8 protein-coding genes are annotated in these 13892 nt (G+C 69.6%); 4 read left to right on the top strand and 4 right to left on the bottom strand.

What is annotated here, in order from left to right; genetic code table 11:
* Nucleotides 1-23: 23 nt before the first annotated feature.
* From ASF53_RS18260 to ASF53_RS18245, 4 genes are all read right to left on the bottom strand, one after another.
* A complete protein-coding gene (locus ASF53_RS18260) occupies nt 24-1595 on the bottom strand; it encodes an ABC transporter substrate-binding protein (protein ID WP_056201659.1) in 1572 nt (523 codons plus the stop codon).
* A gap of 305 nt (nt 1596-1900) precedes the next feature.
* Nucleotides 1901-4420, bottom strand: coding sequence for a TonB-dependent receptor (locus ASF53_RS18255; RefSeq protein WP_056201655.1), 2520 nt, complete (start codon nt 4418-4420; stop codon nt 1901-1903).
* Nucleotides 4421-4590: 170 nt separating this feature from the next.
* Entirely contained in the window at nt 4591-5553 is a 963-nt protein-coding gene (locus tag ASF53_RS18250; RefSeq protein WP_056201652.1) for a FecR family protein, read from the bottom strand.
* A 117-nt stretch (nt 5554-5670) separates the two neighbouring features.
* Nucleotides 5671-6192 (bottom strand): RNA polymerase sigma factor, encoded by a 522-nt coding sequence (locus ASF53_RS18245; protein WP_056202036.1) that lies wholly within the window; start codon nt 6190-6192, stop codon nt 5671-5673.
* 794 nt (nt 6193-6986) lie between these two features.
* Between ASF53_RS18245 and ASF53_RS18240 the strand changes: the two genes are divergently transcribed.
* Genes ASF53_RS18240 through ASF53_RS18225 form a run of 4 tightly spaced genes read left to right on the top strand, consistent with a single transcriptional unit; the run spans nt 6987 to nt 13885 of the window.
* Nucleotides 6987-8768: an IucA/IucC family protein gene (locus tag ASF53_RS18240; RefSeq protein ID WP_056201649.1), complete on the top strand. Its 1782-nt coding sequence runs from the start codon at nt 6987-6989 to the stop codon at nt 8766-8768.
* Nucleotides 8752-11745: an IucA/IucC family protein gene (locus ASF53_RS18235; protein WP_056201646.1), complete on the top strand. Its 2994-nt coding sequence runs from the start codon at nt 8752-8754 to the stop codon at nt 11743-11745. The genes ASF53_RS18240 and ASF53_RS18235 overlap by 17 nt, the downstream gene beginning before the upstream one ends.
* Nucleotides 11742-13052, top strand: coding sequence for a DUF6005 family protein (locus ASF53_RS18230; RefSeq protein ID WP_056201643.1), 1311 nt, complete (start codon nt 11742-11744; stop codon nt 13050-13052). The genes ASF53_RS18235 and ASF53_RS18230 overlap by 4 nt, the downstream gene beginning before the upstream one ends.
* The gene (locus ASF53_RS18225; RefSeq protein WP_056201641.1) at nt 13049-13885 is read left to right on the top strand and encodes a sugar phosphate isomerase/epimerase family protein; all 837 of its coding nucleotides are present in this window, start codon (nt 13049-13051) and stop codon (nt 13883-13885) included. Before ASF53_RS18230 ends, ASF53_RS18225 begins: the two co-directional genes overlap by 4 nt.
* The last annotated feature ends 7 nt before the right edge of the window (nt 13886-13892 follow it).

The raw sequence follows: 13892 nt of genomic DNA, 5'->3' as shown, positions 1-13892 counted from the left end.
CGCGCCGGGCACGGACAGTTCGGTCAGGCCGTCTTCGAGGCGTCGATGGAGCCGTCGGGGTAGATATAGAGGCCCTTCAGCTCCCGCTGCATCGCGTGGATCATCACCGAGGTGAACAGCGACAGGGCCGGCATCTTGGCAGCGAGCAGCGGCATGGTCTCGTTCTGGAGGATGGCCTTGCGCGCCTCCAGCGTCGGCGCCGCGCGCTCTTTGTCGAGGCTCGCATCGATCTCCGAATCCTCGATGCCGGTGATGCGGTGCGAGGAGGAGTGGAAATGGGTGCGCAGCACCAGATCCGGCTCGGGCGAGGCGGTGGACCAGCCGCAATCGACCATGTGGCCGGGCCCGCCGCCGGGGCGGTGATAGAGCCGCTCGTTCCAGGCCGCGGGCTCCAACACCGTGAGGCTCACCGGAAAGCCCTGCTCGTTGAGCATCGCGGTGATGACCTCGCCGTATTCCTTGGTCTTCGGGTAGAACCCGACCGAGGTGATGTATTCGAGCGGCGGCAGCCCCTTGCCCCCGGGGAAGCCCGCCTCGGCCAGCAGCGCCTGGGCCTTGGCGGGGTCGTAGGCCGGGTAGCTCTTCAGATCGACGTAGCCGAACTTCACCGGCGAGATGAAGTTCGCGCAGGCATGGCCCGCCGCGCCCAGGATCTCCAACAGCATCGCCCGGTCGATGGCGTGGCAGGCGGCCATGCGCAGCCGCACATCGTTGAAGGGCGGCTTGGAGCAGCGGAACCAGAGATACTTGTTCTCGACCGAGACGACCTCGTTGACCGCGATCTTCGGGTTGTTCTTCACGGTCTCGACCTGCTCGGGTTCGAGCCGCTCGACGATCGAGGCCTGACCGTTCATCAGCGACAGCATCCGCGTGGTCGAGTCGCCGGTGAAGGTGAAGTTGATGCCGGGAATGCCGGGCTTGCCGCGGAAATAGCCGTCATGGGCCTTGAGCACGGTGTCGTTGCCGCGCTGCTCGACGAAGCGGAACGGGCCCGTGCCGTTCAGGCGCCGGGTGAGGGCGCCGCCCGGCCCCTCGGCCACATCCTTGGCCGAGAGGATCGGGAGGAACGAGGCGAGGAAGATGAAGAGGTGGGCGGGATAGCCGCCCTTCGCCGTGTCGACGATCACGGTCTCGTCGTCGGGCGTGGTGATCGTCAGCGTCTCGGTCGGGCCGGGATACCACTGCGCCGGCCGGTCCTTGCCCGCGCCGTACTCGAAGGTCGCCTTCACATCCTCGGGCCCGAACGGCTTGCCGTCGTGAAACAGCACGCCCTTGCGCAGCTTGATCTGCAGGCGGTGCGGATCGAGCAACCGGATGTCGGTGGCGAGTTCGTAGACGACCTTGCCGGGGTCATCGAGGGTCATCGGCGTGCGGGTCAAAAAGCCCATCACGAAGCCCTCGATGTTCTTCTGCGAGAGCGTGGTGTGGGCGGTCGGATCCCAGTTGCCGGTGATGTTCTCGGCCGAGAGGAAGACCACAGGCTTGCCGGCCTGCGCGACGGCGGAGGAGATCAGGAAGTCGGGATTGATCTGGGCAAAACCCACAGCGGCGGCGCTCGCCTGAAGAAACCGTCTACGGTCCATCGTACCGGCCATACTGAGGCTCCCGAGCGTCCACGCATCCATCAAAGTGGTCAAAAACCACATTGCAGGACCCGTGCCAGAAGCCACAAAAAACACAGACCGGTCAGCTTGGCGGTGGAAGCGCTGAGGGGACGGCCGGCCGCTCACCGCGGAGGCTTGCCCGTTTCAGCGGCAGATCGCAGGCGAGACGTGCGGGCCAACAAGAAAAGCCCGCCGACTGCCCCCTATCGCGGGGCAATCGACGGGCCGGGCATGTATACCCCTGACCCTGCCGCGATGACGGGGCAGGGCGCAGCAAGGAGTGACGCGTCAGCGTCTCAGAAATCGACCGAGGCGGATACGATAAAGGTGCGCGGTGCGCCGACGGCGAGGAAGCCGCGGGCCGCGGACGCCCAGTACGAGTCGTCGAGCAGGTTCTCGACAACAGCGCGGATCACGACGGGTTTCCCGTTCACGCCCTCGGTCGTGTAACGCAGGCCGGCATCGAAGCGGGTCCAGTCCGGGACCGACTGGGTGTTGGCCTGATTGTAGAACATGCCGCTGGTGTAGATCGCGCGTCCCGTCAGGGTCAGGCCCGGCGCGAGCCACGGCGGCAGGTCGTATTCGCCGTAGAGGTTGAACGCCGTGTCGGGCACGCCGGGGGCGGCCCGGCCGTCGAACTGTCCTCCGGCCGTGCTGACCAGTTTCGCATCGATCAAGGTGACGCCACCGACCAGCCGCACGCCCGGAATCGGCTCGCCGAACACGTTGAACTCGATACCGCGGTTGCGCTGAAGGCCGCTGACGGAGAAGCGGTTCGTGGCTGGATCGGTGAAGCCATTCGGCTGCTCGATTTCGAACAGCGAGGTGGTGAGCGCGAAGGTGCCGAAATCGTACTTGGCGCCGATCTCCTTCTGCCGGTTGACGGTGGGGGCGAAGATTTCGCCGCCATTGACCGCCAGGGTCGGCGCGGTCGGCCCGACTTCGAGCGCCTCGATGTAGTTTCCGTAGAACGAGAGGTTCTCGAACGGCCGGATCACCATGGTGATGGCCGGGCTGAACCGTCCCTCCTGATAGTTCGCGGTCACCTGCCCCTGCGTCGGCCCCGGCCGGGTGGCAAAGCTCTGCTGGTCGATCTCCTGGTAGCGGCCGCCGAGGGTCAGCAGGAAGCGGTCGTCGCCGAAGAACGACAGGGTGTCGGCCACCGCCACGCTGCGCGCGGAGAGCTGCGCGAAGAGGGGCTGCGAGGCCGAGCGGGGAAGGCCGATCGTGGGAACGGACCCGGAGGGCAGATCGATCGGATTGTAGATGTTGATCGTATAGGTGGGCAGCGTCGGCGGGATGAAGCCGCCGCGGAAGTTCTTGTTGTTCGCCGAGACGGCGGCGATGTTCACCTGATGATCGATGAAGCCGGTTTGGAAGCGCGTGCGCAGCCCCACTTCGCCGGTCAGACCCTGAATTTCCTGGGGCTGAACGGCGAGCGTGTTGGTCGCCAACCCGATCGGGCTCGTCACCCGGTAGGACGAGGTCAGGAAGTCCTCGTTGTAGCGGCTGGCACCACCGGCGATGTACACCGTCGTCTCAGGCAGGACGTCGTACTCGGCCCGGCCGGCGATCATGCCGTAGCGGCTGTCGTTGTATTCGAAGGGGTTCGCGGTGTTGATCCGGTTGTTCGGCGCGCGGGGAATCGGAATGCCCGGCGCGACCGCGTTGAACAGCGAGGTCGGCGCCGTGACGTTCTGCGTCGAGTGGGTCATGTCGAGCGAGGCGCGGAAGCGGTCGCCGCGATAGTCGAGGCCCAGCGCCGCCACGCCCACCTCGATCTCGTTCTTGTCGAGCGGCGTGGCGCCGTTGCGGTAGGCGCCGTTGAAGCGCACGCCCCATTCCTTGGACTCGCCGAAGCGGCGACTGAGGTCGGCATGCGTCCAGATCTGCGCGTCGCTGATATAGGTCGTGGTCAGCCGCGCGAACGGCTCGTCGTAGGCGCGCTTCGGGATGAGGTTGATCGTGCCGCCGACGCGGCCGGTGCCGCCGCTCAGGAGCGCCGTCGGGCCCAGCAGCACCTCGACGCGCTCAAGCCCCTCCGTGAAGCTGCGGCGCGGGTTGGCGAGATAGAACAGCCCGTCGAAGGCGGTGTCGAGGTTGGTGACCGAGTAGCCGCGAATGAAGTAGGAATCGCGCTCGCTGTAGGGCGGCGCGTCGTTGCGCACCGACGGGTTGTTCAGCACGACGTCGGAGAGTGAGCGCGCCTGCTGATCCGCGATCAGCTTCTGCGTGTAACCCGTCACGTTGAAGGGCGTCGTCAGGACGTTGCGGTTGCCGAGCATGCCGACACGGGCGCCCGAGCCGACCTGACCGCCGGCATAGGGCACGGGCGGCTGCCCGACCGTCCCGGTGGGCGGCGGCAGGCCGGCGACCGTGGCACGGCCCCGCGCTTGAGCCTGCCCCTGGACATGCAGCTCGTCGAGCGTCACCGCGCTGGCGGGCTCGGCGCCGAGCTGGACGTAGCGCGGGTTGACCAGGGTGAGGGTCGAGGCGCCGGCCGCGCGATAGGTGAGGCCGGTGCCGTCCAGGAGCTGGGTCAGCGCGTCGAGCGGGGCGAACGCGCCCGCGAGGCCCCGTGTCTCGAGCCGCGCCGTCAGCTCGGTCGGGTAGACCAGCTTGACCCCGGCCTGCTCGGTGAAGGCGACGAGGCCGGCCTCCAGCGAGCCTTTCGGGATGGCGAGCCGGACGGGGGCGCCCCCCACCGGGGCCTCCGCCAGGATCGTGGGGCTGCGCGGGCGCCGCGCCTCGCCGGCCTGCGCGGCCGCCTGAACCATCACCGCGACCGACACGCCGGCCAGCGCGATCCCCGCCATCCGGCCCTGTGAAAATCTGCGTGCACGCGACGCCATACCAAAGCCCCATCGATCCGTCGGGAGGGGCGGCACGCTGTGCGTCCTCCCCGCTCTCGACGATTAAGATCAACGGGGGCGCCACCTCCTGACGTGGGGCGGGCGATTTTTTTCGTCCCACCCCATCGCCCGGCTCACACGGGCGATCCGACCAGCACCAGCAGCGGCGAGAGCCGCCGGATGCGGGCGCTCATGGTCGCGGCGATCACGTCGAGGGCGTCGTCGGTGTTGCGGGCATCGAATGCGCCGGTCACGCGCCGCTCGCCGAGCCCACGGTCGAGCAGCACGATGCGCCCGCGGCGGTAGCGGTTCAGTTCCGCCAGGACCGCCGCCAGCGGCTTTCCGGAAAAGATCAGCCGGCCGTCGCGCCACGCCGTGGCACGCTCCACATCCGCGGCCGCCACGTGCAGGGCGTCGCCGCCGATCCGGATTTCCTCCCCGGCCGAGACGACGACGCGCCCGCTCTCCCCCGACACATCGACACGCCCCTCCGCCACGCCCACCGGGCTGTCCGCCCCGTCCGCGCGCAGGAAGAAGCGGGTTCCGACCGCGCGCACGCTCAGCCCGCCGCCGCGCACGACGAACGGCCGGCTCGAATCGGGCACGACATCGAAGCTGGCCTCGCCGCGCAGAAGCGCGATCCCGCGCTCCCCTTGCGTGAACCGCACCGCGATCGCCGTATCCGTGTTGAGGTCGACGCGGCTGCCATCGGGCAGCGTCGCGTGCTCGATCGTGCCGACCCCGCTCCACAGATCCGCGCGCAGCCGGTCGAGGAGGCCGGCCTCGTAGGCCAGGGCGCTGGCGAGCAGGGTGACGGCGGCGAGGCCGGCGAGCGATTTCGGTGTCTTGTTCGATGCTGTGCGCGGGCGGGGATCGGGCAGATGCCCGAGCCGGCGCCACAGCGCATCCATCTCGGCATAGGCCGCCGCGTGGGCCGGGTCGGCTCGGCGCCAGGTCTCGAAGGCCCTGTGGTCGGCGTCCGTGACGTCGGAGGAGGAGAGCCGCGCGACCCAGGCCGCGGCCTCGTACTCGACCGGATCCTCACCGCCCTCGGCCTCGTCAGCCGCTTCGGCCTCCGTCCCGTCCCTGCCGGCCACGCCAATCCCCCCGGGCCCTCGACCGCGGCCCGAAATGGCGCAGCGCGGGTGTCCTATCCCCTTAGATCAACGAGGTCGCGGCCTCCTGATGCGACCCGTTCAAAAAAAGATCGCCATTCAAAAAAGATCGAGGCGGCTGCGCCGGCAATGCAGCAGGGCCTTGATGATGTGCTTCTCGACCATGTTGCGCGAGATGCCGAGGCGCTGCGCGATCTCCCCGTTCGCGAGCCCGTCGAGGCGGCTGAGCAGGAACACCTCGCGGCAGCGGGGCGGCAAGGCATCGACCGCCGCGGCGAGGCGCTTCAGCTCCTGCCGGGCGATCGTCTGCCGCTCGGGGAGGGCGTAGCCGTCGGCGATCTCGGCGAGTTCGGCCTCGCATTTCGCTGCGAACAGAATCCGCTCCAGCCGGCCGCGGTTGCGCATCCGCAGGGCGACGTTGGTGGCGATGCGGAACAGCAGGGCCGAGGGGTGCTCGATGCTCGTGCGCGAGAGCGCGGCGACCATGCGCAGATAGGTTTCCTGGCTCGCATCCGCGGCGTCGGCCGGGTTGTCGAGCAGGCGCTGGAGGAAACGCCGGAGCTTCAGCCCTTCGTGACGGTAGAGGGCATCGATCGACACCCCCGCCGCCCCTCCCGTCATGACATCGGTCCCGTCGCCCACAGATGATCCCGCGCTGATCGATGACTGAGGAGGGACCAGAAGGAGACGCACGGATTATGCAAGTCCTGCAATAGCTTGTATCATTTCCAGTCTAGAGGGCGATGCTGTCGCAAGACGTTGCGCGGACAGTCGAAATGTAGGCCCGAGAATCAAGACAAGAATTAGAACAGCTAAAGACTATAGGCCATTTCATCGCCTCGTTGCGGATGCGCAACAGGTTTTCTCATCCCCTCACGCGCCGGGATCGGCCGACGCGGCCGGGATCGAGGCCCGGTTCGGAGAGGGCTTGGCCGCGCCCCAACGCCATGACCGGCGGGAGGCACGCAAGCGGCGCGCGCCGCGTACAAAGAAAGACAAATAAAGAATATTTTCTAAGGCAACCAACTGTCGCGACAGCGCAAACAGGCAATCACCCTATATCAAGAACAATTCCAATAAATTCACCTTCTCTTGACGCATGGCTGGAGTTTGCGCAACACGCCTTCAGCCTCAAGCGATTCGAGGGAGCCCTCAGTCCCATGAGCAAGTACAACGAAGAGCAATTTTCTTATCCTTACGCTTCAAGCGGCGACCTTTTCTTTCTCTCCAAACCGCACGCTCCTCCACGCCCGTCGCCGCAACGGTGAGTTCGCTGCGCGCTCGAGGCCCATGACGACGATGACGCACGGGCGGCCCGGCGACCGGACCGCCGCGTCGCTCCGATGATGCGCCGCCCGGCCCGGCCCGCCGCGATGCGGCCGGGCCCTCACGGCTCTCACGAGGTTTCGAAGACCATGCCACCATCGTCTCAAGCCGTTGCCGAGGCCGCCGCCTTCCGCAGCTTCGCCAACGGATATCTGCGCGAGATCGATTCCGGCATCCGCATCCGGCACGCGCTGACGGACGGGCCGCCGGCCCATTGCGTCGAGTGGAACCTGCGCAGCCGCCGCCTCGCGATCCGCGCCGAGATCCTGTCGCCGTCGCTATGCGGCGCGCACGCCTTCGGCCGACTCTGGACGCGCCATCTGCACGAGCCGCGCTGGCGGCCGGTGGCGCCGATGCGCGGGCTTCAGGAACTTCTCGGCGAGGCCTATTCGCGCACGGATGAGGGGCGGGGCGACACCGCCCGCGAGCGCGAACTCGAACTGCTCGGGCGCGTGCTCGACAGCTACCGCGAGACCGCCCGCCTGCTCGACCGCGCGGAACCGGAGGAGGCGGAGACCGGCTTCATCGCCGCCGAGCGCGCCCTGGTCTTCGGCCACTGGCTGCACCCGACCCCCAAGAGCCGGCAGGGCCTCACGACCTGGCAGGCCCGCGCCTACGCGCCGGAGGAGGGCGGGTCGTTCCAGCTCGCGGTGTTCGCCGCCGATGCGAGCCTCGTCCGCCACGATTCGGCGGTGACCCGCGCCGCGCCCGACCTCGCCCTCGATTTGCTCGGCCCCGACGCCGCCCGGCTGGGCCTGCGCGCGGGCGAAATCGCCCTGCCGATGCATCCGCTCCAGGCCGAGGCGCTGATGCTGGAGCCGCATGTCGAAGCGTGGGTCGAGGCGGGTCGCCTGCGGCGGCTCGGCGCCTTCGGCCCGCGCTTCACCGCGACCTCCTCGCTGCGCACGGTCTACGCGGCCGAGAGCCCGTGGATGGCGAAGTTCTCACTACCCGTCACCCTCACCAACTCGCTGCGGGTGAACCGGCTCGCCGAACTCAAGGCCGGCGTCGCCATGGCCCGGCTGCTGGCCAAGAGCCCGTTCGCCGCGCGCCATCCCAACTTCCAGATTCTGGCCGACCCCGCCTACCTCACCCTGCACAGCCCCGGCCGCGAGGAGAGCGGCTTCGAGACGGTCTTGCGCGAGAACCCGTTCCGCAACGGGGCGGAGCGGGGTGTCGCCACGCTGGCGGCCCTCACCGCCGAGCCGCTGCCTGGCCGTCTCTCGCGGCTGGAGGCCCTTCTGCGGCAGGTCTGCCCAGAGGGTTCGACCGCGCGCGCCCAGGCCGCCCGCACGTGGTTCGCCCGCTATCTCGATTGCATGCTGGAGCCCGTCGTCGCGCTCTACGACGCGCACGGCATCGCGCTCGAAGCCCACCAGCAGAACGCGCTGCTCGACATTGGCTCCGGCTGGCCCGAGCTCGGCTTCTACCGCGACAACCAGGGCTTCTACCTCTCGGAATCCGCCCGGCCCGCGCTCCTGCGCGACGCGCCCGAGACCGCTTCAATCGCCTCGCTCTATTTCCCGGACGGCGAGATCCGCCGACGGCTGGCCTATTATCTCGTGGTCAACCAAATCTTCTCCGTCATCGCCCGGATGGGCCATGACGGGCTGGCGCGCGAGGAAATGCTCCTCGACGACCTCGCCCGCCGCCTGGAGGCGATGGCACGCCGCATGACCGGGGCCGGCCGCGCCTTCGCCCGCTCGGTGCTCGACGGGCCGACGCTCTGCACCAAGGCCAATCTGCGGGTGCGCCTGTCCGACCGCGACGAGCTCGCCTCAGGCGACGGCACCGGCAACTACATCGACATGCCGAACCCGCTCGTGCTGCGGGCGGCTCGGGGCGAGGCCGGCCATGCCCTCGCATCCTGAGACCGTGCCTCCCGAAACCGTGGAACCGCCCGAAGCGCGCGTTCTGCGCCAGTTGGCGCAAGCCGTCCTGTTCGAGGGGCTGGCCGAGCGCGCGCCGGAGGGCGGCTCCGGTCGGATCGCATGGCGCCTCGGCGCCCGCCGCTTCCGCGCGACCGGCACCCTCGGCCCGTTCGGCCGCCCCCGCCTCGATCCCGGCTCGGTCGCGATGGCGAGCGAGGAGGGCGCCTGGATGCCGGCCGACCTCGCCGCCCTCGTCGAGGCTCTTCCCACCGCCCCCGAGCACCGGGCGCGGCTGCTGGCAGAGTTGCGGCAGACGGTCGAACTCTGCCGCTGGAACGCCCAGAACCTGTCGCAGCCGGAGCGCCGCACTCTGCCCTTCGCCGCGCTCGATGCGGCGCTCTGGGAGGGACATCCCTATCATCCGAGCTTCAAGGCCCGCACCGGCTTCACCCTGGAGGATCACCGCCGCTACGGGCCCGAGGCCGCCGCGCCGTTCCGCCTCGCATGGCTGGCTGTTCGCCGAGACACGATCGCCCTCGCACTGCCGAGCGCGGAAGCCGCGTTCTGGCGGGCCGAACTCGGCGACACATGGGACGTGCTGACCCGCCGCCTCGGCGCGGCCGGACATTCCCCCGACACGCACGCGCTGCTGCCGGTCCATCCCTGGCAGATGCGCCGGCTCGGAGAGGAGGCGTTGCGCCCCTGGCTGGCGGACGGCCGCGCCGTCGCGCTCGGCACCGCCGGCCCGCGCTATGTCGCCAGCCAGTCCCTGCGCACGCTGCACAACCAAGACGACCCGTCCGCCGCGAGCGTGAAGCTATCCTTGAGCGTCGTCTCGACCTCGAGCCTGCGCATCCTCGATCCGCATTTCGTGCTGACCGGCCCGGCCCTATCCGACTGGCTCGCCGGGCTCGTCGCCGCCGATCCCGTGCTGTGCAACCGAGTGACGTTGCTGCGCGAATACGCCGCCGCGCTCGCCGACCGGGACGGGCCGCTTGCCGGGCACCTCGCCGCGATCTGGCGGGAGAGCCCGCGTCTCGCTCCCGGCGAGGCGGCTTTGCCCTTCAACGCGCTGGCCGTGTGCGAGGGGGATGGCAGCCCCTTCGTCGCGCCCTGGCTCGAACGCTACGGCCGCGACGCCTGGCTCGACCGTCTGATCGCGGTCGCGGTGCTGCCGGTCTGGCACCTGCTCGCGGCCCACGGCGTCGCCCTGGAGGCGCATGGCCAGAACATGATTCTGGTCCACCGCGACGGCTGGCCGGAACGGGTGATCCTGCGCGACTTCCACGAGAGCGCGGAATACGCCCCCGACTTCGTGACGAACTCGGAGCGCGTGCCGGATTTCGGGGCGATCGACCCGGCCCATGCCGGCCCGGCGGATGACCGCTTCCACGCCATGCGCTCGGCGGCGACGCTGGCCGAACTCGTCACCGACAGCCTGTTCGTCTTCAACCTCAGCGAGATCACCGCCCTTCTCGGGCGCCGGCACGGCCTCGACGAGACGGCGTTCTGGCGCCGCCTTGGCCGAGAGCTGCGGCGCCACGCGGCGGAGCACGGGCTGGAGGCACGGTTCGCCCGGCTTCAGGTCGAGGCGCCCCGGCTGCGGGTCGAGGCGCTGCTGTCGCGCAAGCTCGGGCTCGGCGAGGCGCGCAGCAGCCTGCACGCGCCCAACCCCCTGTTCCCTTCCCCTGACGCCCTTTCCGGAGACTGCATGATCGAGATCGACGGCCGCACCATCCCGGCGGACGCGATGGAGGCCGCCATCCGGCGCGTCGAGGCTGCGGCGGCCTTGCGCGGCGGCAGCGGCGAGCGGGTCGCCGCGCGCTTCCGCGACACCGCCGAGGGTCTCGCCTTCATCCTCGCCGCCCGGCGGCGCGGCGCGAGCCTGCTGCCGATCCATCCGGCCCTGCCCGACGCGGGCGCGCGTCGGCTCGCCGCGCGCGCCGGTTGCCACCGCCTGTTCCTCGACAGCCTGGAGGGCGAGACCCTCACCGGCGCCGCCCCGCCGGTTCCGGGGGAGGGCGAGCTTCTCCAGATGAGTTCCGGCACCACCGGCGAGCCGAAATGCATCGCCCGCCCGTGGTCTGCGGTGGAGCGCGAGATCACGAGCTATGTCGGCGCCTTCACCGAGCCGGAGGGGATGACCCCCGTCATCGCCTGCCCGATCACCCATTCCTACGGGCTGATCTGCGGGCTGTTCGTCGGCTTGGCGCGCGGCCGCGGGCCGGTGATCGTGGACACCACCAACCCGAAATACCTCCTGCGCCGCCTGCGTGAGATCGAGCGGCCGGTGCTCTACACCGCGCCGGCCATGCTGCACACGCTGGCCCGGCTCATGCCCGAGGGCGAGACCCTCCACGCGGCGATGGTCTCCGGCACGCTCCTGCCGGCGCCGTGGTTTTCCGCCATCCGCGGGCGCGTCACCCACCTGTTCCAGCAATATGGCTGCTCGGAAGCCGGCTGCATCGCGATCAACCCGGATCTGCGCCGCGCCGACGCCATCGGCCGCCCGCTGCCGCATCACCGCGTCCGGGCGGGAACCAGCCCCGAGGCCCCGGCGGAGATCGTGGTCGAGGGGGAGGGCGGGGCGATCCACACCGCCGATCTCGGCTACCGCGCGCCCGACGGCATGCTGATCTTCGTCGCGCGCAAGGACGATACGATCAACGTCTCGGGCCTCAACGTCTATCCCGGCGAGGTCGAGGACGTGGTGATGGCCATGCCCGGCATCACCGACGCCGTGGCCTTCGCCCGGCCCGATCCGTTCGCGGGCGAGCGGGTGACCCTGCTGTTCAGCGCGGAAGGCCCCGTGCCGCCCCGCGCGCTTCAGGATTGGTGCCGCCGCTGGCTCGCCGGCCACCAAGTGCCGGTCGAGGCGGTGCAGGTCGGCGCGATCCCGCGCGAGGCCAACGGCAAGATTTCTCGACGCGCGGTGGCCGCGCAGTACCGGGACGGCGCGCTGGAGGCGGTGGCGTGAGCAACGAGACGCTCATCGCCGCCATCGGCACGGTGCTGCGCGAGGAGATGCAGCATCCCCATCTCGATGGGTTCGGGCCCGACGCGCGGCTGAACGAGGATCTCTACCTCGATTCCGTCCAGTTGCTTCAGCTCATCCTGGCACTGGAACTGACGCATGGGGTGTCGGTGCCCGAAGAAGTGATCAACCGGCAGGACGTCTCCACCGTCGCCGACCTCGCCCGGCTCCTGGCGCCGGGGGCGGAGCCGGCCGCACCGGCGGCCGCGCCGGAGACGCCCTCCGAGGGCGTCCACGGCGCGATGCCCTACGACCTGAAGATCCACTGCTTCGTCAGCTGCGTCTGCGACGGGCTGAAGGCGCGGGGCATCGACCACCGCCCGTTCTACGCCCTGATCTGGGACGCCGAGTTCGCCATCACCGACGGCTCGCGGCTCGCCTACCACTCCGACGCGATGGACCACGAGTCGTTCCGCTACTGGTTCGAGCGGCTCTACGGCGTGCCGCTCGTCTCCTGGTACGACCATTCCCGCTCGAAGGACGCGAACGTCGCGACCCTGCTCGACCTCCTGGAGCGGCGTGAGCCCGACACGCGCCTCATGGTGATGCTCGACATGTTCCACCTCCCCGAGCGGGAGAACAAGTTCAACCAGAACCCCTTCCCGCACTACCTGCTCGTCTCGCTCGGCGACGATCCCGACCTCTGGCAGGTGCGCGACCCCGACTTCCGCTGGGAGGGCGTGATCGAGCGCGAGCAGATGCTCAACGCCATCCGCCAGCCGAGCGTCGCCGGCGGCTACCGCTTCGATCCCTCGCTGGCCCATCCGCCGAGGGACGCGGATCTCACGGCCTTTTTTGATGCCTGCTTCCGGTTCGACACCAACCCGCTGATCGATGCCGCGCGCGCCATCGTGCTCGCCCATGCCGAGGGGCGGGGCGGGCTGACGCTGACGGATGTCGGTGAGGCCCTGCGCGAACTGCCGGTCATCACCATCCGCAAATGGGCCTACGAGCACGGCTTCGCCTTCTTCTGGCGGGCCCTGCGCTGGCCGGACCCGGAGTTCCAGCGGATCTGCGACGAGATCGAGGCCCTGGTGAACGGCCTCACCGCCCTGCACTACGCCGTGCTGAAGCTCGCCCGGACGGGGGAGACGGAGGAAATCGCCGCCGTCCTCGCACGGCTCGATGCCCTCGACGCGCAGGAATTCGCGATCAAGCGGCAGCTCGCCGCGGCCTACGCCGCGTGGCGGCAATCGCGCCCGGATCTCGGACAGTCCGCCCCATCCTCCCGCGAAAGGCGTTCCGCATGAGAATCGCGCTCTGCACCATCAGCTTTCGCCACCATCTCGTGTCGATCGGCGAACTCGCTCGCTTCGCCCGCGGCCACGGCTTCGACGGCATCGAATTGTGGGGCGTGCATGCCCGCAATCTCGGCCCCGGCGACCACGCCGAATGGCTCGCCGCCTACGGCCTGCGGGTGCCGATGCTGAGTGACTACCTGCCGCTCGATGCCCCCCTCGAAACCCTGACCGAGCGGACGGCCGAACTCGCCCGGCTCGCCGGGAGCTGGGGCGCGCCGCGGCTGCGCACCTTCGCCGGCACCAAGGGCAGCGCCGCCGCCTCGGCGGACGAACGCGCCCATGTCGCCCAGCGCCTGCGGATGGCGGCGGGCCAGCTCGCCGACCAGGGCCTGCGCCTCGTGGTGGAGACGCATCCGGGCACGCTGGCCGACACCACCGCCTCGCTCCTCGACCTGCTGGACGCGGTCGATCACCCGAACCTCCGGGTCAATTTCGACACGCTCCACGTCTGGGAAGGCGGCGACGACCCGCTCGCGGCCCATGCCCGGCTGAGCCCGCATATCGACTACTACCACCTCAAGAACGTGCGCAGCCGCGCCGACCTGTCGGTGTTCGAGCCGGCCAATGTCTACGCCGCCGCCGGACGGCGCGAGGGCATGACCGCCCTGTTCGAGGGCGCGCTGGATTACGACGCCTTCCTCAGGACGCTGCCGCCGCAAGCGGAAGGCTCGCTCGAATGGTTCGGCGAGGCCAGCTTCTCGGTCCTGCCGACCGACCTTTTTCGCGTGCGCAGCGCCACCGCCGGTCGCCGCACCGCGAGCCCCCGCCACGCCGCACGCTAAAACCGAG

Origin of the sequence: Methylobacterium sp. Leaf123, assembly GCF_001423405.1 — a bacterium.
GTDB lineage: Bacteria > Pseudomonadota > Alphaproteobacteria > Rhizobiales > Beijerinckiaceae > Methylobacterium.
Note: the sequence above shows the minus strand (reverse complement) of the source record. Positions and strands in the feature narration are given on the sequence as shown.